The sequence below is a fragment of the Trinickia sp. genome (assembly GCF_057351765.1).
In genome coordinates, this window is the sequence record NZ_JBMRBK010000004.1 from 61,710 (window position 1) to 87,037 (window position 25,328).

21 protein-coding genes are annotated in these 25,328 nt (G+C 63.7%); 13 read left to right on the forward strand and 8 right to left on the reverse strand.

Annotation, left to right across the window (positions count from 1 at the left end; translation table 11 throughout):
- The first annotated feature begins 33 nt into the window (after window positions 1-33).
- From ACO1XS_RS00830 to ACO1XS_RS00840, 3 genes are read left to right on the forward strand one after another with little or no spacing between them, the layout of a single operon-like run.
- Window positions 34-1,032: an ABC transporter ATP-binding protein gene (locus tag ACO1XS_RS00830; protein ID WP_486389808.1), complete on the forward strand. Its 999-nt coding sequence runs from the start codon at window positions 34-36 to the stop codon at window positions 1,030-1,032.
- Complete coding sequence (locus ACO1XS_RS00835; RefSeq protein WP_486389809.1) at window positions 1,029-2,045, forward strand: peptide ABC transporter ATP-binding protein; 1,017 nt, start codon at window positions 1,029-1,031, stop codon at window positions 2,043-2,045. The genes ACO1XS_RS00830 and ACO1XS_RS00835 overlap by 4 nt, the downstream gene beginning before the upstream one ends.
- Window positions 2,038-3,177, forward strand: a complete 1,140-nt coding sequence (locus ACO1XS_RS00840; protein WP_414720299.1) for a TraB/GumN family protein — start codon at window positions 2,038-2,040, stop codon at window positions 3,175-3,177. The genes ACO1XS_RS00835 and ACO1XS_RS00840 overlap by 8 nt, the downstream gene beginning before the upstream one ends.
- 20 nt (window positions 3,178-3,197) lie before the next feature.
- Here the strand turns inward: ACO1XS_RS00840 and pxpA are convergent, their stop codons facing one another.
- The 3 genes from pxpA to pxpB are packed head-to-tail and all read right to left on the reverse strand — an operon-like array spanning window position 3,198 to window position 5,672.
- A complete protein-coding gene (gene pxpA / locus ACO1XS_RS00845; RefSeq protein ID WP_331572067.1) occupies window positions 3,198-3,950 on the reverse strand; it encodes a 5-oxoprolinase subunit PxpA in 753 nt (250 codons plus the stop codon).
- Between the two features lie 22 nt (window positions 3,951-3,972).
- Window positions 3,973-5,022: a 5-oxoprolinase subunit C family protein gene (locus ACO1XS_RS00850; protein ID WP_486389810.1), complete on the reverse strand. Its 1,050-nt coding sequence runs from the start codon at window positions 5,020-5,022 to the stop codon at window positions 3,973-3,975.
- Window positions 5,019-5,672, reverse strand: coding sequence for a 5-oxoprolinase subunit PxpB (gene pxpB / locus ACO1XS_RS00855; protein WP_331572063.1), 654 nt, complete (start codon window positions 5,670-5,672; stop codon window positions 5,019-5,021). Before pxpB ends, ACO1XS_RS00850 begins: the two co-directional genes overlap by 4 nt.
- Before the next feature lie 181 nt (window positions 5,673-5,853).
- Between pxpB and ACO1XS_RS00860 the strand changes: the two genes are divergently transcribed.
- On the forward strand, window positions 5,854-6,366 hold the full coding sequence (locus ACO1XS_RS00860) for a winged helix DNA-binding protein (protein ID WP_331572061.1): 513 nt from the start codon (window positions 5,854-5,856) through the stop codon (window positions 6,364-6,366).
- A gap of 41 nt (window positions 6,367-6,407) precedes the next feature.
- On the opposite strand, the gene ACO1XS_RS00865 is transcribed toward ACO1XS_RS00860, so the two are convergent.
- The gene (locus tag ACO1XS_RS00865) at window positions 6,408-7,007 is read right to left on the reverse strand and encodes a 5-formyltetrahydrofolate cyclo-ligase (RefSeq protein WP_486389811.1); all 600 of its coding nucleotides are present in this window, start codon (window positions 7,005-7,007) and stop codon (window positions 6,408-6,410) included.
- Window positions 7,008-7,027: 20 nt separating this feature from the next.
- Between ACO1XS_RS00865 and ACO1XS_RS00870 the strand changes: the two genes are divergently transcribed.
- From ACO1XS_RS00870 to ACO1XS_RS00885, 4 genes are all read left to right on the forward strand, one after another.
- Window positions 7,028-8,995 (forward strand): lytic transglycosylase domain-containing protein, encoded by a 1,968-nt coding sequence (locus tag ACO1XS_RS00870; RefSeq protein ID WP_486389834.1) that lies wholly within the window; start codon window positions 7,028-7,030, stop codon window positions 8,993-8,995.
- 87 nt (window positions 8,996-9,082) lie between these two features.
- Entirely contained in the window at window positions 9,083-10,036 is a 954-nt protein-coding gene (locus ACO1XS_RS00875; RefSeq protein WP_486389812.1) for a complex I NDUFA9 subunit family protein, read from the forward strand.
- A gap of 60 nt (window positions 10,037-10,096) precedes the next feature.
- The gene (locus tag ACO1XS_RS00880) at window positions 10,097-10,747 is read left to right on the forward strand and encodes a glutathione S-transferase family protein (protein ID WP_331572055.1); all 651 of its coding nucleotides are present in this window, start codon (window positions 10,097-10,099) and stop codon (window positions 10,745-10,747) included.
- Window positions 10,744-12,051: a multifunctional CCA addition/repair protein gene (locus tag ACO1XS_RS00885; protein WP_486389813.1), complete on the forward strand. Its 1,308-nt coding sequence runs from the start codon at window positions 10,744-10,746 to the stop codon at window positions 12,049-12,051. Before ACO1XS_RS00880 ends, ACO1XS_RS00885 begins: the two co-directional genes overlap by 4 nt.
- 2 nt (window positions 12,052-12,053) lie before the next feature.
- Here the strand turns inward: ACO1XS_RS00885 and ACO1XS_RS00890 are convergent, their stop codons facing one another.
- Window positions 12,054-13,295 carry a class I SAM-dependent methyltransferase gene (locus tag ACO1XS_RS00890; RefSeq protein ID WP_331572051.1) on the reverse strand — a complete coding sequence of 414 codons (1,242 nt, stop codon included), beginning with the start codon at window positions 13,293-13,295 and terminating at the stop codon, window positions 12,054-12,056.
- A 13-nt stretch (window positions 13,296-13,308) separates the two neighbouring features.
- On the opposite strand from ACO1XS_RS00890, the gene ACO1XS_RS00895 reads away from it, so the two are divergent.
- The 5 genes from ACO1XS_RS00895 to glmS all read left to right on the forward strand — a co-directional run bounded on the left by ACO1XS_RS00895 (window position 13,309) and on the right by glmS (window position 19,008).
- Window positions 13,309-14,169, forward strand: a complete 861-nt coding sequence (locus ACO1XS_RS00895; protein ID WP_331572050.1) for an SDR family oxidoreductase — start codon at window positions 13,309-13,311, stop codon at window positions 14,167-14,169.
- 105 nt (window positions 14,170-14,274) lie between these two features.
- Window positions 14,275-14,673, forward strand: coding sequence for a dihydroneopterin aldolase (locus tag ACO1XS_RS00900; RefSeq protein ID WP_331572048.1), 399 nt, complete (start codon window positions 14,275-14,277; stop codon window positions 14,671-14,673).
- 1 nt (window position 14,674) lies between these two features.
- Entirely contained in the window at window positions 14,675-15,649 is a 975-nt protein-coding gene (ttcA, locus tag ACO1XS_RS00905; protein ID WP_331572046.1) for a tRNA 2-thiocytidine(32) synthetase TtcA, read from the forward strand.
- A 97-nt stretch (window positions 15,650-15,746) separates the two neighbouring features.
- Window positions 15,747-17,108, forward strand: a complete 1,362-nt coding sequence (gene glmU / locus ACO1XS_RS00910; protein ID WP_331572044.1) for a bifunctional UDP-N-acetylglucosamine diphosphorylase/glucosamine-1-phosphate N-acetyltransferase GlmU — start codon at window positions 15,747-15,749, stop codon at window positions 17,106-17,108.
- Window positions 17,109-17,190: 82 nt separating this feature from the next.
- Window positions 17,191-19,008 carry a glutamine--fructose-6-phosphate transaminase (isomerizing) gene (gene glmS / locus ACO1XS_RS00915; RefSeq protein WP_486389814.1) on the forward strand — a complete coding sequence of 606 codons (1,818 nt, stop codon included), beginning with the start codon at window positions 17,191-17,193 and terminating at the stop codon, window positions 19,006-19,008.
- 386 nt (window positions 19,009-19,394) lie between these two features.
- Here the strand turns inward: glmS and ACO1XS_RS00920 are convergent, their stop codons facing one another.
- The 3 genes from ACO1XS_RS00920 to argC all read right to left on the reverse strand — a co-directional run bounded on the left by ACO1XS_RS00920 (window position 19,395) and on the right by argC (window position 25,322).
- On the reverse strand, window positions 19,395-19,733 hold the full coding sequence (locus ACO1XS_RS00920) for a hypothetical protein (RefSeq protein ID WP_486389815.1): 339 nt from the start codon (window positions 19,731-19,733) through the stop codon (window positions 19,395-19,397).
- A gap of 28 nt (window positions 19,734-19,761) precedes the next feature.
- Window positions 19,762-23,121 carry an NERD domain-containing protein gene (locus tag ACO1XS_RS00925; protein WP_486389816.1) on the reverse strand — a complete coding sequence of 1,120 codons (3,360 nt, stop codon included), beginning with the start codon at window positions 23,119-23,121 and terminating at the stop codon, window positions 19,762-19,764.
- 1,274 nt (window positions 23,122-24,395) lie between these two features.
- On the reverse strand, window positions 24,396-25,322 hold the full coding sequence (gene argC / locus ACO1XS_RS00930; protein ID WP_486389817.1) for an N-acetyl-gamma-glutamyl-phosphate reductase: 927 nt from the start codon (window positions 25,320-25,322) through the stop codon (window positions 24,396-24,398).
- Window positions 25,323-25,328 lie beyond the last annotated feature (6 nt).

A 25,328-nucleotide genomic window follows, 5' to 3' on the forward strand; every position in this document is an offset into this window, starting at 1 on the left:
GAACGACCTCCACACTCACCGCGGGACACTGCCATGCGCGACCTTCTGACGATCCGCAATCTGTCGGTCACGTTCGGCGGCGCGCCTGCCGTCGATGGCGTGAACTTCTCCATCGCACCGGGCGAGGTCGTCGGCGTCGTCGGCGAATCGGGCTCGGGCAAGAGCGTGACGATGATGGCCGTCATGGGGCTCATCGACGCACCGGGCATCGTGACGGCCGATGAGATCGCCTTCGACGGGCGCGATCTCATGAACGCCTCGCCCAAGGAGCGCCGCAAGACCGTGGGCAAGGACATCGCGATGGTGTTCCAGGACGCGCTGACGAGCCTCAATCCGAGTTATACGGTCGGCTACCAGATCAAGGAGGTCCTGCGGCTGCACGAGGGCCTGCGCGGCGCGGCGCTGGAAGCCCGCGCGCTCGAATTGCTCGACCAGGTCGGCATTCCCGATGCGAAAACCCGCCTCGGCGCGTTTCCGCATCAGCTCTCGGGCGGTATGAACCAGCGTGTCATGATCGCCATGGCCGTCGCCTGCAACCCGAAGCTGTTGATCGCCGACGAGCCGACGACGGCGCTCGATGTCACGATCCAGGCGCAGATCATGGACTTGCTCGTCAGCCTGCAAAAGCAGCGCGGGATGGCGCTCGTGCTGATCTCGCACGATCTTGCCGTCGTCTCGGAAGTCGCGCAGCGGGTTGCCGTGATGTACGCGGGCGAGATCATCGAGACGAATCGCGTTCCCGACATCTTCGCGAGCCCTCACCACCCGTATACCGAGGCGCTGCTCGCGGCCATTCCCGAGCATAATTTCGGCGCGAAGCGTCTCGCGGCGCTGCCGGGTATGGTGCCCGGCCGGGACGACCGGCCGCGCGGGTGCCTGTTCGCGCCGCGCTGCAAGTATGTCGCCGACGATTGCTGGAAAGGCCGGCCCGAACTCGCGGCGCTGGAAGCGGGCAACGACGGCATGCGTGCGCGCTGCATCAAGCCGCTCAATCTCGATTCGATTTGCTCGACCCACGGAGGCGCACGATGAACGCAGTACCCGAAGCACCGCGTGCGCCCGAGCGCGGCGACACCGTGCTCGTCGCCGAGGGGCTGACGAAACACTATCCGGTGCGTCGCGGTCTCTTCGGCCACGCCACGGTGAAAGCGCTCAACGACGTCTCGTTTGCGCTCTCGCGCGGCAAGACGCTGGCCGTCGTCGGCGAATCGGGCTGCGGCAAATCGACGCTTGCACGCCAGTTGACGATGATCGAGACACCCACCTCGGGGCGGCTCGTCATCGAGGGCGAGGACGTTGCCGGTGCGTCGCGCGAGCGCATTGCCCAGTTGCGCCGCCATGTGCAGATGGTTTTCCAGAACCCGTTCGCGTCGCTCAATCCGCGTAAGACCGTGGAGCAGACGCTCGGCGAGCCGCTCGCGATCAACTCGGCGCTCTCGGCGTCGGAGCGCGCCGGACGCGTCGCTCATATGATGCGCACGGTCGGGCTGCGGTCCGAGCATGCCAAGCGCTACCCGCATATGTTTTCGGGCGGGCAGCGCCAGCGCATCGCGATCGCGCGTGCGATGATTCTGGACCCGCGCATCCTCGTGGCGGACGAGCCCGTCTCCGCGCTCGACGTCTCGATCCAGGCGCAGATTCTGAATCTTTTCATGGACCTGCAAGAGCAGTTCAAGACGAGCTACGTGTTCATCTCGCACAACCTGGCCGTCGTCGAGCATATCGCCGACGACGTGATGGTCATGTATTTCGGCGGCATCGCCGAGCTTGGCCCCAAGCAGACGATCTTCGCCAATCCGCGCCACCCGTATACGCGCTCGCTGATGTCGGCGACGCCGGCCATTTTCGAGTCCGACCGGCGCATCCAGATCAAGCTGCAAGGCGAGTTGCCGTCGCCGCTCAATCCGCCGTCGGGCTGCACGTTCCATCAGCGTTGTCCGTATGCGATCGAGCAGTGCCGCGTCGAGGAGCCGCGCTTGCGGGACGTCGACGGGCGTCTCGTGGCTTGTCATCGCGCCGAGGAGGTGGGGGACGCGGATGCCTGATGCGCAGGCGGCGCGGCACGTGCGTGGCGGCGCGGCCGCCGGCATGCGGCGGCGCCGCTTGCGCGCGTTCGTGTTGGTGCTGCTGCTGTCGAACGCCGTCGACTGCGGGGCGCAGGCGGTGCTCGGGCTCGCGCGCGCGGTGGCCGGACCGAGCGGCACTGCGATGCCGCCGGTGCGTCTTCCGGGTTCGGCCGTTGCCGCGCCCCCGCCCCCGGCGGCGCCTGCTCCCGTCATTCCCGGGTTTCACGGGCCGCCCGAGGCGTCGAGCACGAGTGCGAGCGGGCCGGTCGTCGCGCAGCCCGCGCATATGCCGTTTTACGTGGCGACGAAGGGTACGACGACGATCTACGTGCTTGGCACGCTGCACGTCGGCGATCCGGCCGACTATCCGCCGAGCGCGCCGTTCAGACGGCCGATCCTGGCGGCGCTTGCCGCCGCCCCCACGCTCGCGCTGGAACTTTCGCCGGACGACCTCATTGCCTCGCAAGACGACGTATCGAAATACGGCGTGTGCAACTACGCTTGCCTTCCGCGGCTTTTACCGGCGCCGCTCATGCGCAAGCTCGCCGCGCGGCTGCGCGAGAACCCGGCCGCGCTGCGCGAGATCAAGAAGACGCGGCCGTGGCTCGCGGCACTGCTCGTCGAGACTTATGGATCGTTGAGCGCGGGTCTTCAGACCGAATATGGCACCGAGGCCCAGCTGCAAAACGTCTATCTGCGCTCGCGCGGCAAGGTGGTCGGTCTCGAGACGCTCGGCGAGCAGATGCGCGCGTTCACGAACCTGACGCTGGCCGAACAGCGCGAAATGCTCGCGCAGGATCTGGAGGAGACGCCGGAGCAGACGGTCGACGATGTCAAGACGCTTCACCGGCTCTGGCGCGTGGGCGATGCCGATGCCATTTCGGCGTGGGCCTCGGCGAAGTCCGAACGGCTCGCGTCGTCGAAGGCTGCTGCCCGCTCGCTCGACAACAAGATCGTCTTCGAGCGCAATCGCCGGTTCACGGCGCGCATGGTCCAGCTCGCCGCGCCCAATCGTCCGATATTCGTGGCGATCGGCGCGCTGCACCTGGGTGGGCCGAAGGGTGTCCTCGCGCTGCTGCGCGAGCGGGGGTTCGTCGTCGATCCGGCGTGATGGGCGCAGGTGCGCGGGCGTTACGTACGCAAGGTCCAGGCGGGTTGCACGTCGATGTTGTTCGATTCGAGGACGGCACGCAGCCGGCGCGCGAACGCAAGCGCGTGCGGGCCGTCGCCGTGCAGGCACAGCGTGCGCACGTTGAGCGGCACCCACGTTCCGTCGACTGTGCGCACGCGTTTGTCGCGCACCATCGAAAGCACATGTTCGAGCATTTCGTCTTCCGATTCGATCAGCGCGCCCGGTTCGCTGCGCGGCACGAGCGAGCCGTCGGCGCGATAACCGCGATCGGCGAAGCCCTCCTCGATTGCCGCGAGGCCGGCCTGGCGGGCCGTTTCGATGAAACCACTGTTGGCGAGACCGAAAATGGCCAGCGACGGATCGAAGTCATGCACGGCCGAGACGATCGCATCGGCGATCGCCGAATCGCGCGCCGCCTGATTGTAGAGCGCACCGTGCGGCTTCACGTGCACGATGCGGCCGCCTTGAGCCTGCGCAATGGCGGCGAGCGCGCCGAGCTGATAGAGGATGCCGGCATAGATGTCTTCGGCCGGCAAATCCATTTCCTTGCGGCCGAAGTTGGCGGGATCGTGAAAACTCGGGTGCGCGCCGATGGCGACACCCTTGGCAAGCGCGAGACGCACGCAGTCGCGCATCGCGTTGGACCCGCCGGCATGCCAGCCGCACGCGATATTCGCCGAGCTGACGAGATCGAGCAGCGCTTCGTCGGAGCCGCTGCCTTCGCCAAGATCGGCATTCAAATCGATTTCCATGACTTCCTCGTTCCAAGACCGCTCAAGCGGCGCGTGCCGACTGTCGCAACCGCTCCTCATACATGACCATCGCGACATCGATCTGGCGCAGATAGGCGCGCTCTTCACCGAGGGCGAGGACGGCTTCCTCGCGAGAGCTCGGTACGAACCGTACGCTGCCGTTCAATCGCAGTTGCGCGAGTTTCCATAAATCCGCCTGAATGACGGCTCCGATGCGCGGATACCCGCCCGTGGTCTGCGCATCGGCCAGCAACACGATGGGCTGCCCGCTCGGCGGCACCTGGATCGTGCCCGGCAAGACAGCGTGGGAAGGCAGATCGCCTTGCGCTTCGCGCGCGAGCGTCGAGCCCGAGAGCCGGTAGCCCATGCGGTTGCTCTGCGGCGTCACGCGCCACTCGTCGGACCAAAGCGCTTCATGCGCGAGCGCCGTGAAGCTTTCGTACTCGGGGCCGCGCAGCACGCGTATCGCCACCGCACGCTCGGCCCCGGCCAGATGCTTGCCGCGCCGGACCGGTTCCTGGCCGGCCGCCGCGAAGCGGCACCATTGCGGCGCCTTGACGCCGAAAGGCGGCGCCTGCACAGCGATGCCCGAGCCCGGTTGTGTCGACGGCGTGCCGACGGCGAGACGATCGCCTTCGCGCAACGCCCGTCCGCCCAGTCCGCCGAAGCGCGCGCACAGGTCTGTGCTGCGCGAGCCGAGCATCGGCAGCACATCGATGCCGCCGCGCACGCAAACATAGGAGCGCATGCCACGCACGGCCCCATGCAAGATCAGTTCCTGTCCCGCCCGCACGGGAAGGCTCCACCACGCATAGATGGGCTTGCCGTCGAGCGAGGCGTCGAACTGCGCGCCCGTGATCGCAAGGCGTGTGGCTTGCGTGAAGCGCAGCGCGGTCGGCCCCATCGTCACCTCGATGGCCGCGGCCTGCGGCGCATTGCCGACGAGCCGGTTGCCGACTTCGAGCGCGAGCGTGTCGAGCGCGCCCGCCGTGGCGATGCCGAGATGCCGGTAGCCGGGGCGGCCCAGATCCTGCACCGAAGTCAGGATGCCTGCGCGAAGCACTTCGATCATCGTTCGATCTCCGCAATGGTGAAGCGGACGCGATCGCCGGGTTGCAAGAGCGTGGGCGGTGTGGCGGCGGGATCGAAGAGCGTCACGGCCGTTCGGCCGATCAAGTGCCAGCCGCCCGGCGATGCAGCCGGATAGATACCGGTCTGTGCGCCGCCGATCGCCACGGAGCCTGCCGGAACTTCGATCCGCGGCACCGCGCGGCGCGGCGTATGGAGCGCGGGATCGAGCCCCCCGAGGTAGGCGAAGCCCGGCTGAAAGCCGAGAAAGAACACGATGTATTCGCCCGCGGCATGCCGCCTGGCGAGTGCTTCCGCGTCGAGCCCCGTGTGCCGCGCCACATCGGCGAGATCCGGCCCGGATTCGCCGCCGTAATGCACGGGGATCTCGACGAGGCGCCCCGCCGTCGCGGCGCTTTCGGCGCTTTCCCAGGCTGTCGCCAGCCCGCCGGCTAGCGTTGCGCTATCGGCCGCGAGCGGATCGAAGACGATTGTCAGATTGTTCATGCCGGGAACGACTTCGACGACGTGCGGCCAGTGCCGCGCAATCTCGGCCATGGCCCAGAGGCGCTCCTGGCACTCGAGCGTGGCGGGGGGCGGCACTTCGCAGACCAAGGCTGCGTCGCCGAACGGAAAGATGCGGGGTGGGGTCATCGCCGGAGTCTCGTTGACATCGATCCAAAAAGGGCGCGCCAAAGCCGCCGCTCGTTCCGTTCTAACGTATTATCGATAAAATATCGATAATTTACAAATAAGAGTTTTCGCCAAGCGTGCGGGCGGCGCGCGCGTCGTACACTGCGACCATCATCGTTTCGTCGTATTCAAAGTGGCTGCCATGTCGCGTCAACCGACCAAGATCGTGTCCTCGGAGCACCTCGTTTCCGAGACCAGTGCCGAGCTGTCCGAGTTCGAGTATGGACTCATCATGGCGAGCAATGCGTTCAATCGCTGGATGGTGCGCTGCATGGCAGCCGCCGGCGGCAAGGACATGACGCCTGTCGAGGTGTCGTTGCTGCACCACGTGAGCCATCGGGACCGCAAAAAGAAGCTCGCCGACATCTGCTTCGTGCTGAACATCGAGGATACGCACGTCGCCACGTATGCGTTGAAGAAGCTCGTGGCTAGAGGGTATGTAAAAAGCGAAAAGACAGGCAAGGAAGTGTTCTTCTCGGCGACCGCCACCGGGCGCGAGCTCTGCGCGCGGTACCGCGATGTCCGCGAGCGTTGCCTCATCGCCGCGCTCAAGGAAAGCGGCCTCGTCAATGAGCAGATCGGCGCGGCGGCGCAACTCATGCGAAACGCATCGGGCCTTTACGATACGGCTGCGCGCGCGGCGGCTTCGCTGTAGCGGCGCGGCGGCGCTCGGTTCCTTCGTTGGCGCGGGCGCGCTCAGGTCGTAAAGCGCGCGCGTTCGCCCGTTTCGGTGACGATGGCATCGAGCGGCAGATCGTGCAGCTCGCGCGGCAGCGAGGCGATGCGGCAGGCGTCATAGGCAATGCCGACGGTCGCTGGACGGCTCGTGCCTGGCCATCCGGCCAGTGTTCGATCGTAATAGCCGCCGCCGTAGCCGAGCCGGTAGCCTTCGTCATCGAAGCCCACGCATGGAATCAGCAGCAGGTCGGGCAACACGGCGGGTGTGTCGAGCGGCTCGGGTATCCGGTGATGGCCGATTCGCATCGGCGTATCGGGTGCCCATGCATGAAAAACGAGGGCATGGCCTTTCATCGTGATGACGGGCAAAGCGGCTTGCCGACGAACGTCTTGCGCGAGCCAGCGCGAGAGTGCGTCGCGTGCATCGAATTCCCCCGGCAGCGGCCAATAGAACCCCACCGTGTGCGGCGCGAAGCGCTCGAGCGCTTCGAGCACATGCATGCCGAGCGCCGCATTCGCGCCGGTTGCCGCAGCCGCCGCGTGACGCACGTCACGCAAGGCTTTGCGCAGTTCGGCTTTCGAATTCGACGCAACGTTGCGTGCTATGCTGTCGCTCAATTTTTGCTCCACCGATCATGATGTCGAAACGCTTCTTTCGAGTATATCGCGCGGCTTGCTCCGCTTTCGCCGCGGCGGCACTCGTTGCGTGCGGCACGGCGTCCGCCGGGCGTCACGCGGCCCTCGCTCCGATGAGCGACGACCGCATTTTCGTGCAATTGCGCGAGGCGGCCCGCAACAACGACGCGGCGCGTGCCGCGCAGCTCGCGAGCATGATCCCGGACTATCCGGCGCCGTCTTATCTCGAGTACTTCCAGATCAAGCCCCAGCTTTTCGACAGCTCGGGCCATGCCCGGCTCGACGCGCCCGACGAGCCCGTGCTGTCTTTCTTGAAGCGGCACGACGGCGAAGCGCTCGCCGACCGCATGCGCAACGACTATCTGACGGTGCTCGGCGCGCGGCACGACTGGCGCAATTTCGACGCCCAATACGCCCGCTTCGTGCTGGACGACGATACGCAGATCAAATGTTATGCGCTCGAGTCGCGCGCCGCGCGCGGCGAATACGTGGCCGATGCGGCGCGCGCGCTGCTCGTGGAGCCGCGCTATTACGGCGACGGCTGCGTCGATCTGATCACCGCACTTGCGGCTGAGAAGCAATTCACGCCCGAGGACGTGTGGCAGCAGATCCTGCTCGCCTACGAGCAGAACGCCACGACGACGGGCAGCCGTATTGCCGACGCGCTCGGCGCGGCGCGACCCGATGCGACGCGCTTCGAACAGGCGACGAGCGCGCCGCCGCTCCTGCTCGCGAACGGTATCGGCGCGGATTCCGCCTCGCACGAGCTCGCCCTGTTGGCCATCACCGTCATGGCGCGCAACGACGCGGCCGCGGCGGCCGCCACATTCGCGACGGTCGCGCCGCAGCTTTCGCTCGCCGAACGTGCGATCGGTTGGGGCACGATCGGCTATCAGGCCGCGGCGCGGCAGGTGCCGGGCGCGGTCGATTGGTTCCGCCTGTCCGCGAATGCACCGCTTTCGTACCCGGCCTATGAGTGGCGCACACGCAGCGCCTTGCTGGCGGGCGACTGGACGATGGTGCGCTGGTCGATCGAGCAGATGCCCACACCGCTGCGCGGCCGGCCGGCCTGGGTCTACTGGCACGCGCGCGCGCTGAAGCAGGCCGGCGAGACGGCCGCGGCGAACGAGGAATTCGAGCGTATCGCCTCGCGCTTCGATTTCTATGGCCAACTGGCCACCGAAGAGTTGGGCCGCAAGATCGAGATCCCGCCGAAGACCACGGTGACCGACGCGGAAGTCGAGGCTGTCGCCAAGACGCCGGGCTTCGAGCTCGCGCGGCGCTTTTTTGCGCTGAACCTGCGGCTCGAGGGCAATCGCGAGTGGAATTGGCCGCTGCGCGGGATGACGGACCGCCAATTGCTGGCGGTGGCCGAGTATGCCCGCCGAATCCAGCTTTACGATCGCACCGTCAACACGGCGGATCGCACGCGAACCGAGCATGATTTTTCGCTGCGGTACCTGTCGCCGTTTCGCGATATCGTCGAGCGCGATGCCCAGACCAACGGGCTCGACGTGGAATGGGCCTACGGGCTCATTCGTCAGGAGTCGCGCTTCATCATCGACGCGCGCTCGGGTGTCGGCGCGGGCGGCCTCATGCAGCTGATGCCGGGCACCGCGAAGATGGTCGCGAGGAAGATCGGTCTTGGCGCCGTCTCGCCGGCCGAGCTCAACGACATCAACACGAATATCCTGCTCGGCACGACCTATCTGTCGATGATCTACAATCAGTTCGACGGTTCGGCCGTGCTCGCGACCGCCGGCTACAACGCCGGCCCGGGGCGGCCGCGGCAATGGCAGGCGGCGTTGCCGCGTGCCGTCGAAGGGGCCATTTTCGCGGAGACCATTCCGTTCAACGAGACCCGCGACTACGTCAAGAATGTGCTGTCGAACACGGTCTACTACGCGGCGCTGTTCGAAGGCCGTCCGCAATCGCTGAAGGCCAGGCTCGGCGCCATCCTGCCAAACTGACGCCGCTTAGCGGCCGCCCCGGTGCGCAGCTCGCTGTGCGCCCTGCGCGCGCGAGTGCTTCGGCGGCCATAGCGAAAGGAGGCGAAGATGCGGCATCAATCCGTAGCGTTGATCGGCGGTTCCGGCTTTATCGGCTCACATCTGGCCAATGCGCTCGTCGCGGCGGGCAAGTCCGTCCGGCTGGCCACGCGAAGTCGCACACGCGCACGTCATCTGACGATGCTGCCCATCGACGTGCTCGAAGTCGATGTCTTCGATCCTGTCGCGCTCGCGCGCTTCGTCGAGGGCGCCGATGCGGTCGTGAACCTGGTCGGCACGCTCCATGGCGGGCGGGGCCGTCCCTACGGGCGCGAATTAGCGAGCGCGCATGTCGAGCTCCCGGCGAAAATCGTGGCCGCTTGCGAAGGCAAGGGTGTGCATCGGCTCGTTCATATCAGCGCGCTCAATGCCGATCCCGCCGGGCCGAGCATGTACCTGCGCTCGAAAGGCGATGGCGAAAAAGCCGTGCGCGCCGGATCGCGCCTGGCCACGACGATTTTTCGTCCGTCGGTCGTATTTGGGCCGCAAGACAACTTCCTGAATACCTTTACCCTACTGCAGCGCCTCTTTCCGGTGATTCCGCTCGCAAAGCCCGATGCGAAGTTTCAGCCCGTCTTTGTCGGCGACGTGGCGAGCGCGATCGTGAACACGCTCGATCTCGATGCGGCAAGCGGGCGCACCTACGAACTGGGCGGGCCGACGGTCTATACGCTCGAAGCGCTCGTGAAGTTCTGCGGGGACGCGGTGCGGCGTCACGCGCGCATCGTGCGTTTGCCCGATGCTCTCGCCTATATGCAGGCCATGACGTTCGAGATGTTGCCGGGAGCCGTGCTCACGCGAGACAACCTCGATTCGATGACGCGCGATGCCGTGCTGAGCGGCCCGCTTGCACCCGAACTCGGCATCGAGCCGGCGAGCATGGAGGCCATCGCGCCGGCCTATCTCGGCAATGCTTCGCTCAGATCGCGCTTCAGTGCGTTTCGTACGACGGCCGGTCGTTGACGGCCGTCGTGATGTGCCGTAGTCAGTCGCTTGCTCAACCTTCTCATCACAACTCGCGATATGAAACTCGTAATCGGTGACAAGAACTATTCCTCGTGGTCGATGCGGCCCTGGGTGCTGATGCGCCAGGCGGGCATTCCGTTCGACGAAATCTCCATCGAGCTTGGAGAAGCGTCCACGCCCGCACGGATTCTCCAGTATTCGCCCTCGTGCAAGGTGCCTTGCCTCGTCACCGACGAGGGGCAGTCGGTATGGGAATCGCTGGCCATTGCCGAAACGCTCGCGGAGCGCTTTCCCGAGCTGGCGCTATGGCCTCGCGAACCCGCGGCGCGCGCGCATGCGCGCTCGGCCGCCAGCGAAATGCACGGCGGCTTCGGCGAGCTTCGTTCGGCCATGTGGATGAACATCCGGGCGAAGTGGCCAGGTGCCAATGCCACGCCCGGTGCGTTGGCCGACATTGCCCGCATCGATGCGATCTGGTCCGAATGCCTTGCGCGCTACGGCGGTCCTTTCCTCTTTGGCGCGTCGTTTACGATCGCCGATGCGATGTATGCGCCGGTCGTCATGCGGTTCAATACCTATGCCCCGAAGCTGTCCGAGGCGGCGAGCGCTTACGCCAGGCACATCACCGCGTTGCCGGCGGTGCGGGAGTGGATCGAAAGCGCCCTGCGGGAAACGCATCGGCTCGACAAATACGAAACGCCGCAATGAAGATTTACGCTGTAGGCGGTGCCATTCGTGACGAACTGCTCGGCGTGCCCGTGTCGGACCGCGACTATGTCGTGGTCGGCGCGACACCCGAGCAGATGGTTGCGCAGGGTTATCGCCCCGTGGGCAAGGACTTCCCCGTTTTTCTGCATCCGGCTACCCAGGAGGAGTACGCGCTCGCGCGTACCGAGCGCAAGACGGCCGCCGGTTATCACGGGTTTCAGTTCTACTATGCGCCGGACGTGACGCTCGAAGAGGATCTGGCACGGCGCGACCTGACCATCAACGCGATGGCGCGCGAAGTCCGGCCCGACGGCGAACTGACGGGGCCTGTCATCGATCCGTTCGCTGGGCAGCGCGATCTCGCTGAAAAGCGGTTTCGGCATGTCGGTGAGGCGTTCGTCGAAGATCCGGTACGCATTTTGCGCCTCGCGCGCTTCGCGGCCCGCTTCCACGATTTCGACGTGGCGCCCGATACGCTGGCGCTGATGAAAACGATGGTCGCGGCCGGCGAAGTCGATGCGCTCGTACCCGAGCGCGTCTGGCAGGAAATCTCGCGCGGCCTGATGGAAAACAAGCCTTCGCGCATGTTTGCGGCATTGCGCGACTGCGGGGCGCTGGCGCGCGTACTGCCCGAGGTCGACGCGCTCTTCGGTGTCGCGCAGCGCGCTGACTACCATCCCGAAGTGGATACCGGCGTGCATGTGATGATGGTCGTCGATTACGCCGCCGCGCGCGGTTATGCGCTGGCCGTGCGATTCGCCGCACTCACGCACGATCTGGGCAAGGCGACGACACCGGCTGACGTCTTGCCGCGACATGTCGGCCACGAGATGCGCAGCGTCGATCTGCTCAGGCCGATGTGCGAGCGGTTGCGTGTGCCGAACGAATGCCGCGATCTGGCGCTGCTCGTGGCGCGCGAGCACGGCAACATTCACCGCGTGATGGAGATGGGCGCGGCGGCACTCGTGCGCCTTCTGGAGCGCTCCGATGCACTGCGCAAGCCGGCGCGCTTCGCCGAAGCGCTACAGGCCTGCGAATCGGATGCGCGCGGGCGGCTCGGCTTCGAAATGCGCGAGTATCCTCAGGCCGAGCGGTTGCGCGTGGCGCTCGTGGCCGCCCGGGCGGTGGATGCCGGGGCAATCGCCCAAGCCCAGGCGCAGCAGGGGCAGGGGCAAGCGCAGGAGGGCAAGCCCGCGGGAGCCGAGAAGATAAAGGAAGCCGTGCATCGCGCGCGTGTCGCGGCCGTGGCGGCGGCGCTGGGCCAGGCGCCCGACGCGCTCAGCGAGGACGCCGGCGCTTCATGACGTCATAGCGTGTGCGAACGATCGCCGCGCGCGAACGCATCCACGGTCCGCTCGATGCCGCGCGAGAAGGCGATCACCTTGAAGAGTTCGCCCATCTCGGCTTCGGATAGCAGCTTCTGTACCGCATTCGCCGCCGGCAGGAAGCGCGACGTGTCGGACGCGTCGAGTTCGGCCAGTGCCTCCGTGATGCCCGCATTCATCAGAAACCGGGCCTGCGACGTATAGCCGAGCAGATCGGCGCCCGCTTCCGTTCCCGCGACGGCAATCGCCGTGAATTCGACGTGAGCGGTGATGTCCTGCAATCCCGGGTGAAAGAACGGATCGTCGTGGGAGTGGTGGCGGTAATGGCACATGAGCGTGCCTTGCGCACGTTGCGGATGGTAGTACTCGTGACGTGGAAAGCCATAGTCGATGAAAAACGCCGCGCCGCTGGAAAGCATCGTGCAGACAGTGCGTGTGAAGGCTGCGGCAGCCGCGTGCGTTTCCGCTACGTAGTCGATCGACGGGTCGATCCGCTCGTCGAGTTCGGCCAGCACGGCGGCGTCGTAATCGGTGAGCACCGTGCCGCCATGTTCAGCGTTGGCGTCTTCACGCCCGGTGGGGCGGTCGGCGAAGCCCAGTTTTCCGTCCGCGCCCGTCGCGACGCCGCGCTCATGCCATACGCCGCCCGTGCGTACGAAAAGCTTGACCGGCATCGCATCGAGTACCTCGTTGCCTAACGCGACACCGGCGAAGCGCTCGGGCAGCGCATCGAGCCAGCGTACGCGCTGCGCGAGCTCCCCGGCGAGCGCCTCGATCGTCTCGCGCTGGCGCTCGCGCAACTCGCCCGACAGCTCGACGATGGCGTAGCTGTCGAACGGCACGCCGAGCGCGTCCAGTGCCGTGAGCAGGCCCGCGGCGAGCTTGCCCGTGCCGGCACCGAATTCGATCAATTCGCGCGTGCCGCTCTCGGCCAGCGCTTGGGCGACGGGGCGCGCGAGTGTCGACGCAAAAAGCGGGGAGAGTTCGGGCGCCGTGACGAAGTCGCTGCCGTCTTGCGCGCGCAGGCCGAATTTGCGCGCTCCGCCGCTGTAGTAGCCGAGGCGCGGGGCATACAGGACGCGCTCCATGTATCGATCGAACGGCAGCCAGCCGCCCGCCGCCGCGATGTCGTCTCGAACGAGCGCGACGAGCGCCTGGGAGGCCGCCAGCGCGTCCGCGTCCGGAACGGGTAAACTACCGGGTTTGTGAGCATTCTGATTCATTCCGGCATTGTAAATGAGCGCCCCATCCGATCCGCGCGCGAGTCCTGACGCAGGTGCCAGTCGCGCCACTCCCGCCGGTGGCGCCGGCGCGCACGGGCGCGTCGTGCTCGTCACGGGCGCGGCGCGGCGCATCGGCCGGGCACTGGCGCTCGGCTTCGCTGCAAAAGGCTGGGATGTGGCCGTCCATTACGGCACATCGGGCCGCGAGGCCGAGGGCGTCGTCGCCGAGATTCGCGCGCTGGGCCGCCGCGCTTGCGCGCTCGAAGCGGATCTGGCGGTCGAGGAGGACGTGGCGCAGCTCGTGCCGGCCTGCACGGCCGCGCTGGGCCGACCGCGCTGCATCGTCAACAACGCTTCGCGTTTCGTCGAGGATACGGCGGTGACCGTCGGCTACGAGACGCTGCTGCAACTGATGGCGGTCAACTTGGGTGCGCCGCTCGTACTGGCGCGCGCACTGCATGCGGCGACGCCCGCGGCCGCGTGCGAAGACGAGGCCGAGCGCGGTGTCGTCATCAACGTGCTCGATCAGAAGCTTTACAACCTGAATCCGGACTATTTGTCCTACACGTTGTCCAAGGCGGCGCTGCAGACGGCAACGGTGGCGCTGGCACAGGCGCTGGCACCGAAAGTGCGCGTGGTCGGTATCGCACCGGGGCTGACCTTGCCCTCGGCCGATCAGACGCCCGAAGGCTTTGCCGCCGCGCACCGCGTCACGCCGCTCGGCCGTGCGTCGCGTCTCGAGGACATCGTGCAGGCGGCCTGCTATCTCGCCGATGCGTCGGGCGTGACGGGGGCGACGCTCGTCGTGGATGGTGGCCAGCATCTCGTGCCGCTGCCGCGCGATGTGATGTTTTTGACGCCCGAAGGCAAGTAGCGTTTCGGGAGACCGGGGCGCCTGTGCCGGGCGCGACGCTCGATTGGCGAGCTTGGCCGGATGCGATGAGGCATCGCCGGTGCGCATTTTTTGATTGGAATGAATATGGTTTGCGCTCTCTTGCACCCCCGGCTCGCCGACTGTCGCAGGCTTTTTCTGCGCAATTACGAAGTTTTCATCAATATCGGCGTGCACGAGTTCGAAAAGCGCGGCGAGCAGCGCGTCGTCATCAACGTCGAGCTGTTCGTGCCGCTCGCGCAGACGACGCCTGTCGACGACAAGCTTCATGAGGTTGTCGACTATGACTTCATGCGCGCGACGATCGCCGATCGCGTCGGCCGCGGCCATATCCATCTGCAGGAAACGCTGTGCGACGACGTCGCCCGCGTGCTGCTCGCGCATCCGCAGGTGAGGGCCGTGAGCGTATCGACCGAAAAGCCTGACGTTTATCCGGACTGCGATGCCGTGGGCGTCGAAGTCTTTCGCATCAAAGAGGAAGATTGAGATGAATGCGCCAGAACACGCCGCCGCGAACGCCGAGGCAGGGCAAGCGCGCCAGGCGCTCACGCGCCGCGAACAGAAGGAAGCCTACGAGAACAACAAGCTGTTCAAGCGGCTTGCGCGTCTGGTCGGGCAGGCGATCGGCGATTTCAACATGATCGAGGATGGCGACAAGGTCATGGTCTGCATGTCGGGCGGCAAGGACAGTTACGCGTTGCTCGATATTTTGCTGCGGCTGCGCGAGCGCGCGCCGATCCATTTCGATATCGTGGCCGTGAACCTCGATCAAAAGCAGCCCGGCTTTCCCGAGCATGTGCTGCCCGAATATCTGAGCAGCATGAACGTGCCGTTCCATATCGAGAACCAGGACACCTACAGCATCGTCAAGCGGCTCGTGCCCGAGGGCAAGACCACCTGTTCGCTGTGCTCGCGGCTGCGGCGCGGCATTCTCTACCGTGTGGCCGGCGAGCTCGGCGCCACGAAAATCGCACTCGGCCATCATCGCGACGACATCCTGCAGACGCTGTTGCTCAATCTTTTTTACGGCGGCAAGCTCAAGGGCATGCCGCCCAAGCTGCAGTCGGACGACGGCAAGAACGTCGTGATCCGGCCGCTCGCCTATGTTAAAGAGACCGACCTCGAGAAATACGCCGAATTACGTGCGTTTCCGATCATTCCCTGCAATCTGTGCGGGAGTCAGCCGAATCTGAAGCGTGCGGAAATGAAAGCGCTGATTCGCGAGTGGGACAAACGGTTTCCGGGGCGTGTGGAGAACATGTTCAATGCGCTGTCGAACGTCGTGCCGTCGCATTTGATGGATCCGCGGCTTTTTCCGTTTGCGGGATTGCGCGCGACGGGCAACGCCGATCCGCTTGGAGACATCGCTTTCGACGATGACCCTTGTTCAGCGGACGGAGCGGGCGGCGGGGATGCCGGCGCAGCACAACCGATCTCGTTCGCGCAATTCGACGACCTCTGATGCGCGGGCGCGCCTTGAGCGTGTGCCGTGCCGCTTTGGTGTAAAGAGCGCGATGTTAGAATCGCGCACCTGATACCTCTCTATTCGTGTCGACGCAATGAATATCGTCGTCTTGGCCGCAGGCGCCGGCAAACGGATGCGCTCCGCGTTGCCCAAAGTGCTCCACCCATTGGCCGGCCGGCCATTGCTATCCCATGTCATCGAAACGGCGCGAATGCTGTCTCCGACTCGCATCGTCGTCGTTGTCGGGCACGGCGGCGAGGCCGTCCAGCAGGCCGTGGCCGCCCCGGACATCAAGTTCGCCGTGCAGCATGAGCAGCTTGGCACCGGTCACGCCGTGCAGCAGGCCCTGCCGCTGCTCGATCCGGCCCAGCCCACGCTCGTGCTGTACGGCGATGTGCCGCTGACGAAGGCGTCGACGCTCAAACGCCTCGTCGACGCAGCCGTGGACGGCCGCTATGGCCTGCTCACGGTCACGCTCGACGATCCTCACGGGTACGGCCGCATCGTGCGGGACCCCGCGGGCTACGTCGTGCGCATCGTCGAGCAGAAGGATGCCACGCTCGAAGAGCTGCGCATTGCCGAGATCAATACCGGCATCGTCGTGACGCCCACGGCACAGCTCGCGATGTGGCTCGGCGCGCTGAAGAACGACAACGCGCAGGGTGAGTACTATTTGACCGATGTCGTCGAGCGCGCCATCGAAGCCGGTTTCGATGTGGTCACGACGCAGCCCGACGAGGAATGGGAAACCCTTGGCGTGAACAGCAAGGCGCAACTGGCCGAGCTCGAGCGGATTCATCAAGGCAACGTCGCCGACGCGTTGCTGCAAGCCGGCGTGACGCTGGCCGATCCCGCGCGGCTCGATGTGCGCGGTGCATTGAGCTGCGGGCGCGACGTTTCGATCGACGTCAACTGCGTGTTCGAAGGCGAGGTCACGCTCGGTGACGACGTGAGCGTCGGCGCGCACTGCGTGTTGCGCAACGCAACGATCGGCGCCGGTACGCGCATCGAGCCGTTCACGCATATCGACGGGGCGGCCGTGGGCGAGCGCACCGTACTTGGCCCTTATGCGCGGCTGCGGCCCGGCACGGCGCTTGCGGACGAGGTGCACATCGGCAACTTCGTCGAAGTCAAGAATGCCGCGCTCGGGCGGGGCTCCAAGGCGAACCACCTCACTTATATCGGCGATGCGGACGTCGGGGCGCGGGTCAATGTGGGCGCCGGTACGATCACTTGCAACTACGACGGCGCGAACAAGCATCGCACGGTGATCGAGGACGACGTGTTCGTGGGCTCCGATACGCAGCTCGTGGCACCTGTGCGTGTTGGGCGGGGCGTCACGATTGCCGCGGGGACGACCGTCTGGAAGGATGTACCCGAAGATACGCTCGTGCTCAATGAGAAGACGCAGCGTACCCGAACGGGTTACGTGCGTCCGGTGAAGAAAAAGGGCTGACGAGGCCGATCAGAATACGAACCGGCGCGCGCGCGGCGTGCGCTGCAAATGGCGGAAGTTTCATCGAGGAAGGGATAGAACCATGTGTGGCATTGTCGGCGCGGTTGCGCAGCGAAATATCGTCTCCGTTCTCATCGAAGGACTTCGCCGCCTCGAATATCGCGGCTACGATTCTTGCGGTGTGGCCGTGCTGGCCGGCGACGCGCCGCGCCGTGCGCGCAGCGTGTCGCGCGTGGCGGACCTCGATGCGCAAGTCCATGAAGGACGGCTCGAAGGCGTGACCGGCATCGCGCATACGCGCTGGGCCACGCACGGCGCCCCGGTGACCGACAACGCTCACCCGATTTTCTCGCGCGATGCCGTCGCGCTCGTTCACAACGGCATCATCGAAAACTACGAGTCGCTGCGCGAGATGCTGCGCGGCAAGGGCTACGAGTTCGTTTCGCAGACTGATACGGAGGTGATCGCTCATCTCGTGCACAGCCTTTATCGCGGCAGTCTCTACGAGGCCGTTTGCGAGGCGACGCGGCAACTGCATGGCGCGTATGCGATCGCCGTCGTGCACAAGGACGAGCCGCATACGGTGGTGGGCGCGCGACAAGGTTCGCCGCTCGTCGTGGGCTTGGGTGAGGGCGAGAACTTTCTGGCGTCCGATGCGCTGGCGCTTGCCGGCAGCACGGACCGGTTCATGTTCCTGGAAGAGGGCGATGTTTGCGAGCTGACGCTCGACGGCGTGCGCATTTGCGATCGTGCCGGGCAGGACGCCCAGCGCGAAGTTCGCACGGTTCACGCTTATGGCGGTGCCGTTGAACTCGGGCCGTATCGGCACTTCATGCAAAAGGAGATCTTCGAGCAGCCGCGCGCGATCTCCGATACGTTGCCGCAGGGCGATACGCTTGACCCTGCGCTGTTTGGCGAAGGCGCCGAAGCGGCGTTTCGCGAGATCGACAGCTTGCTGATTCTGGCTTGCGGCACGAGCTATTACTCGGGGCTGACCGCGAAGTATTGGCTCGAATCGATTGCGAAAATTCCGACGCAGGTGGAGATTGCCAGCGAGTATCGCTACCGCGAGTCGGTGCCGAACCCGAAGGCGCTGGTGGTGGTGATTTCACAATCGGGCGAGACGGCCGATACGCTTGCGGCGCTCAAGCATGCGCAGGAGTTGGGGCATAAGCATACGCTCGCGATTTGCAATGTTTCGACGAGCGCGATGGTGCGTTTGACGGAACTGGCGTTTATGACGCGGGCCGGGCGCGAGATCGGTGTGGCTTCGACGAAGGCCTTTACCACGCAGCTCGTTGGGCTTTTTGTGCTGGCGGTGACGCTCGGTAAGCTGCGCGGGCATGTGGATGCTCAGCTCGAGGCGCAGTATGTGAAGAGCTTGCGGCATTTGCCCGCGGCATTGAACAGCGTGCTGGCGCTGGAGCCGCAAATCATCGCCTGGTCGGAAGAGTTTTCACGCAAGGAAAATGCGCTGTTCCTCGGGCGTGGCATGCACTTCCCGATCGCGCTAGAAGGTGCGTTGAAGCTCAAGGAAATTTCGTATATTCATGCGGAAGCTTATCCGGCTGGAGAGCTCAAGCACGGGCCGCTCGCGCTCGTGACGGAGGCGATGCCGGTGGTGACGGTGGCGCCGAACGACGCGCTGCTCGAAAAGCTGAAATCGAATATTCAGGAAGTGCGGGCCCGCGGTGGGCAGCTGTATGTGTTTGCCGATGCGGATACGCGGATCGGGAATGGAGAAGGCATTCACGTGATTCGGATGCCCGAGCATTATGGAATGCTCTCGCCGATTCTTCATGTGGTGCCGCTGCAGTTGTTGGCGTATCACACGGCTTGTGCGCGTGGGACGGATGTCGATAAGCCGCGGAATTTGGCTAAGTCGGTTACGGTGGAGTGAGGGGGGAATACCGTAACTGTCTCTTGACCGATGACAATCATAGTTGTGATTTCTGTGACACACATGTTGTGACGGTCATCGATAACTTATTGATTTAAAGGCTTTTCATGTGGTCGGGGTTGTGAAAAGCGAGAAATGATGCTTTTGTCGCGCTCTCAGCCCCAAGCGTCGACGACTCGAGAACTGGATGCGGGGCGGCCCAGTTCCCGAGTCGTCGTTACGGTGCGCAAGTCGCGACCGAGCGTTTAGTGCATCGGGTTTATACCGGCGCTGCGCCTAAGACATTCCCAAGCTCCCGTTTGGCCTTCGTCTGCCGCGAGACAAGCACCGGAACGCCCGTTGTTTCCAGGCGCGCAGGCTCCGTTTACTTCCCCCCTCTCGAACACTCAGCGCGGGCGGCCGCCGTCTCTCACTAGCGGACACTCAACCGCTCCTCCCGCGTAATACTGCGGCCAATTCTCCGCAAGCACCCGCACCGCTTCGCTGGTTTGTTGGTAAACGGGGTAACACGCGACATTCATACTGAAATCTTTCGAGAAGCCCAGCTCTTCGCCGATGCCGTGGCGTCCATCATTTTCCATTGAGTACCACAGGGCGCCTGCCGACGCATGCAGGTCAGCCGCGCGATTGAACCAGTGATTTGGGTGGCTGCGCTCCTCGGTCAATGTCGGTCTTGCGGCAAACCACGCGTCGACATCCAACTCCTTCGAGCCCGACTCGTCCATTCTTACCTCGTATACATTGGCATTTTTCTTAGCGAGAACCGCCGGCATCCACCACCCATGTCGGGGATTCAAGTGCCCTCGCAGCAGCAATCGCGTGTGGTCCGAGAGTCGCATCCTCAGTCCAGTCCCTGACCAGTTCGATGTCGGTTTTCCGACCAATGTGCCCCAACACCTGCAACGCAAAAACCCGATGCTCACTCGTAACGTCGTGCCATTGTGACAGTCGCTCGAATTCGGTCTCTGATTGGTAGTCGGAGCTCAATACGGCACGCGCCAATCTGCGCACCCCATCGTTACACGCGGGTACAAACGAAATTTTGGTGTCCTTCCCGTGGAACATGAAGCTCGTTTCAGTACGCATGACCACGTCGAATGCGCGTCCGACACCGCAGTTCTCGAGTTGCTCCCACAGAAGAGCCAACTGCTTACCTTCCGGGTCGCCCAAGCGTGAGCACAGCAAGTGCAGAAGCGGCGCAGCCTGGCTCCAGGCCGACGTACCGGCGACGACACCGTCCGCGAATTCGAACGGAACGCCCATCTCGGCAAGTGCCTTGATTGACCGCAAGTACGTTTCTACCGCCGATTCCACCCATGCGCCGCCCATCTCGGGGGCTTGCGCAAACTTTTTGAAGCACTGTACGGCAGCAGGAACAGGGTATCGCGCTAGCTCCGCGATAACCATCGGGGTTGTCAAGTCAGAATATGAGGCTGCCGCCGCTCGAAGTAGCAGTTCTTGCCGCTCACTATCCGCCAGCCGCTCGTTGAACGCCTCTGCGTAGAGCTCTTCGCAAGGATGGTCGAACGTGCACACATACATGTGCATCGCACGCTCGCATGCCGATTCCGAGTGCTGCATCCTTAGCACGTCAAGAAACTCTTCGTAGGCAGACTCGACGGAAAGGTCCGTCTCTGGACCGCCTACACCCTGCAAGGCATCGAAAACCATCGAGTTAGTGAAGATATCGCTATCGCTGAGCCACGAGCTTAGCGTGTCCCGAAGTTCGTCTCGCTGTTGGGCATCAAGTTGCGGACCGATGCGCCGTGCGAGTTGGACGACCTCCGAGCGCAATCGCTGAAGCCCGGTGTCCCAGAGTTGTTGAGCTACGATTGGGAAGTTCACCGGGACGCAACTCGGTTGTAGGTCAAGCTGACCTAGTACGGCCGTGACGACGAGCAACTGCCCCGGTGATAGGTCTGCTGGACGTGAGAGCCTCTCCCACAATGCCGCACTTAGGGCACCCGGTGCGCTACGTCGGTACAGTAACGAGAGGCCTTGCTGGATATCGCGCATTGCTCTGACTAGCAGGTCACCGGGCGAACCGTAAATGGCGTTATAGGCTCGCCGGCGAAATGCAATCTTGATATCCGAATGTTGGGCGCGCAAGTGCTCAGCTGCGTCCCGGATGTACCGGTCCACCTGTCCAAACGTTCGCAATACGTCCTGCAACACGCCGTGGCGCAGTGCGTACGGGACGACTGCCATAAAGTTACCGTACGAAGGTGTCTCCTCGCTATCCGGCAAGCGAACATTGACGTGATGCCGACCGTCACCATCTGTAACAAGCTCGACTACCAGTCGACGATAGTCACTGACGACCACATCCAGCACATCTCGTACTCGGTCGAGGACATACGACTTGGCCTTGGCACCACACTTCCCGTCCAGGCATGCCATCAACAACTCGGACGAAGCCGATTGCAATAGCATCCCCACATCGGAAAGGGTCTCACACGCACCAACAGCGAACTCAAGCAGCGGTGAATTGATTGGCCTGTCTAATGCACGAACCTTCGCGCCGGCGTCCTTGCATTGCGCCAACAGCGAGACGGTACTGAAATAGTCGCCGAGGAGGTCGTGTCGAAAGAATGCCCGGCCGGACCGGACTACCATCACGCCGGAATCTCTTGCGACTTCCCACACCCGCGTGGCTGCAGTCTCCGATTCAAGCAACGAAGTGAGTTCGCGGAGTAACTCGTGCTCAGAAAGACTGGAAAGAAACCGCTCGCGCATCCGAGCAGCCAAGCGGGCGAGAGCAGGATGTCCTGCAGGCGCTTGGCAACCTAGGAGTTGCCGAGTAAAGGCCGCGTACAGCGAAAATCGCCCGTCCAAATAGGCTAGATTGCTTATAACGCTCGCAAGTATCTCGGCGTCATGCGCCGTAGCAACGACTTCCAACGCATGTTCTTCAGTTTCAACAATGCTCCGACCAAGGTGTGATTCAAGCACCCCTCTCAAATGCGAAGAACTTGGCACCGGTACCTTTGCAAGGGCACTTGGCAACCATGGCACGGGCATCTCGTTCTGGCTAGATACAACCACGCGGACACCGTAGCGGCGACGCAAAGCAAAGAGCGCGCGTATGAGAGCTTGTCGATGCTCAGACGGACATTCATTGAAGCCGTCGACGAGCACAACCGCAGCATTAGCGCTGCGACGCGAGCATCGCAATACATCGGCCAGCGTATAGTTCGTCGCTAGGGAGACCGACCGCTCTAAGAGCGGTCGAAGATTTCCGCAAAAGACGCGTGCCTCAACCGATATGGGCAGGATGCAGGCCGAGCCCACAAGCGTCGACAACTCCTCCAGCACCCTTGACTTTCCTGAACCTGACGGGCCGACGACCAACAGATTGTTGCCTTCATGCAGTTGCTGCACGCATTCAGCAAGGGGGACCGCGCGCTCATCCATCAAGAGTGGCAACGGGACGAACGGTCTGCTGGTCGCGGCAGTGGTTGCCTGCCACTGAGAGTTGTACTCGGCCGCAAAGCTTTCCCACTCGCTATGGCATACATCCGAGTGCGGAGTCAGGCCGATTTGGCTGGCAAACTCGCGCCACGTATCAAGCGATATCGCCCCCTCGCGTGCCCCCTGTATTTGGGACAAGAGCTGACGATAACCGCCGACCGTACACTTGAAGTTGCTTTCCGGAATATTGGAGCCCACTAGAGGCTCGGGGAACAAGCAAAGGCTTCCACCAACCGCTCGCTTTGCACTGACCGAGTCAACGGCGGCTATCTTCGCGAGCGCGTCTGCAACGGCATATCGAGCGTCCAGCGCTTGCTGGAATGGATTTTTGGAAACGATTGTCCGACGCGCTCCTCCGGGAAACAGCGATACCCACTGCCCGTTGACCCCACCCTCGACAGGTAGCCGGTAGCCCTTTATCTCGATGACCGTGGCGCCACGCCTCGTGACTACGACGAAGTCCACCTGGGTACGACGAAGTCCGCAATAAAAATTCCCCAGGACTAGTGCTGGCTCGCCGCTACTCTCAAGGTCCGCGCGGAGCCTCTGGAGAAATCGTAATTCCGTTGGTTCTTCGATGTCGTGCCCGAGCAACACCTCAACCCGCGCGCATGCGCCGCACAATTCGCTGTCCGCGCTCATCTCGATTTCTTCCGTGGAGCCCCGTCCTGTTGATTGTACAACTGCAATACTCGGTCGCCGCGGTCAGGCCTCGCGCTTCTGGGCGCCGTTGACAAAAAGCGGAAAAGACAAAAGCAAAGGTCGGGCTATGGCTAAAGCCGGCACCGTTTCTGCCGATAGTTCTTCTGTCTTGACAGACTACTGGGGATTAACCGATGGCAGAATCGAGTTGGTTTAGAAAGTTCATTTTCCGCGCGTTTCGCGTTAGTCCACTCTCGTTCGGAGCGGGCGTACTGCTCGTCATCGGACTGGCAGTCAAGCTACCGAGCTGGAGTGGGTTTATGTCTGGCGGACCTTACGTCGTGGCGCCGAAATCCGAGCTCGACGCTGCGCGGCACTGGGAGTCTTTGGCCGCGACTCGGCAGGCTCAGCTCGAAAAGTCTGAAGCGGAGAACGTCCGTCTGACCGCTGCGGTTAGCAATCGAGAGGCTCGGATGGTTTGGTGTAAGCAGCACGACGAACTCATTGCGTCTCTGTGGGAGGATTGGAAAAGCTTAGCCAATGAAAGAAAGGAGCAAATGTCGCGGAGCAGTCCAATGCAGTCGTCGTCGCACTTGCTAGAAGAGGTTGAACGTGACCCCCTCGTCAATAGCGTGGAGCGTACTCAGAATGCTGTGATGTCTAGGATTGGCGGGCTAATGGATGACGAAAAGCGAACGTGCGACTTCGGAGGCAGCTCGTAGACCGCACACGAATTGTGTACGGCGGTAGAGCCGCTGGCGGGCTGCGCGAATGCCGATGCGAAGAGACTTTGCCAACGACCTCAGAGTTGGAATAGTGTCCCTTCGCCGGCATAGAAGACCGGCTACCGATGGCCAACGATGGGGCTAGCGCGACACTACGCCTTTCGCGGGGGCTTAATGTTCGCGCCCGCCCGCCGGTTGGATGCTAGCATTCAACCGGTGGGCTCGGTAAAGAAACATCATGTTCTGTCTCGCCGCCACGCTAGTAAGGCGTCAGCCACAGGGGGCACGCAACGTGTGACCTGCCCCCAACAAACCAAGCCAGTCAGAACCTAGTAAAGTCCGTTTTCGGAGAAGAAGACGAGCATGAAAAAGCGCTTTACGGAAGACTAAATCATCGGGTTTCTGAAAAAAGCCGAGGCCGGCATGCCGGAATAGGAAGACGAACCTGGGAAACGGCATCCCAAGCACAATGTGCCGAAGACGCGGGCCAATGGATGGGACAATTCGATCGCCTCGGCCGCCATCACGGTGGGCCGACATTGTCGCCGCTTATGCGGCGAGCATCAGATCCAGGTTTTGTACGGCCGCGCCGGATGCGCCTTTACCGAGGTTGTCGAAGACGGCGGACAGTAGCACCTGGCCACGGTCCGCATTGATGAATACGCCGAGCCGGAGGTTGTTGGTTCCGTTCAGCGCTTGCGGATCGAGATGCGTTAGCGCGTCCGCATCCGCTAGTGGCATGACCTCGACATGACGCGCGTGTGCATATCGATGCGCCAGGCATTCGTGCAACCGCTCGCCGTCCACACGGGCCGAGAGCAGGCGCAACTCAATCGGCACGGTGAGAACGATCCCTTGCCGGTACGCGCCGTAGGCCGGTACGAAGAACGGACGGTGCGCGAGCCCCGCGTACAGTTCGATCTCCGGCGTGTGCTTGTGTTCGAGTGCGAGGCCATAGACCTGAACGGGTGCTGCACGCGAGGCGCCGTCCGACTCGTATGCGTCGACTGCTGCTCGTCCGCCCCCCGAGTAGCCGGAGATCGCGTGGATCGCCACGGGGTAGTCGTGCGGCAGCAGGCCGGCCTCTAAAAGCGGCCGCAGCAAGGCGATCGCTCCCGTCGGATAGCAGCCCGGATTGGTAACGCGCTGGGCCTCCATGATTCTCTGTGCGTGCCCGTCGGCCATTTCCGGGAAGCCATAAACCCAATCAGGCTGGGTGCGATGGGCTGAGCTCGCATCGATCACGCGCACATGCGGATTCCGGATGAAACTGACTGATTCGCGCGCGGCGGCGTCGGGCAGGCACAAAATTGCGATGTCACATGCGTTGATCGCTTCCGCTCGCCGCCGCGGGTCCTTGCGCTCCGCGGCGGGCAGCGCGACGAGCCGCAAGTCGGCGCGCTCGCCCAGACGCTCATGGATCTGCAGCCCAGTGGTGCCCTGGTCGCCGTCAATAAAAACTGTAGGTAGGCTCATAGTGGC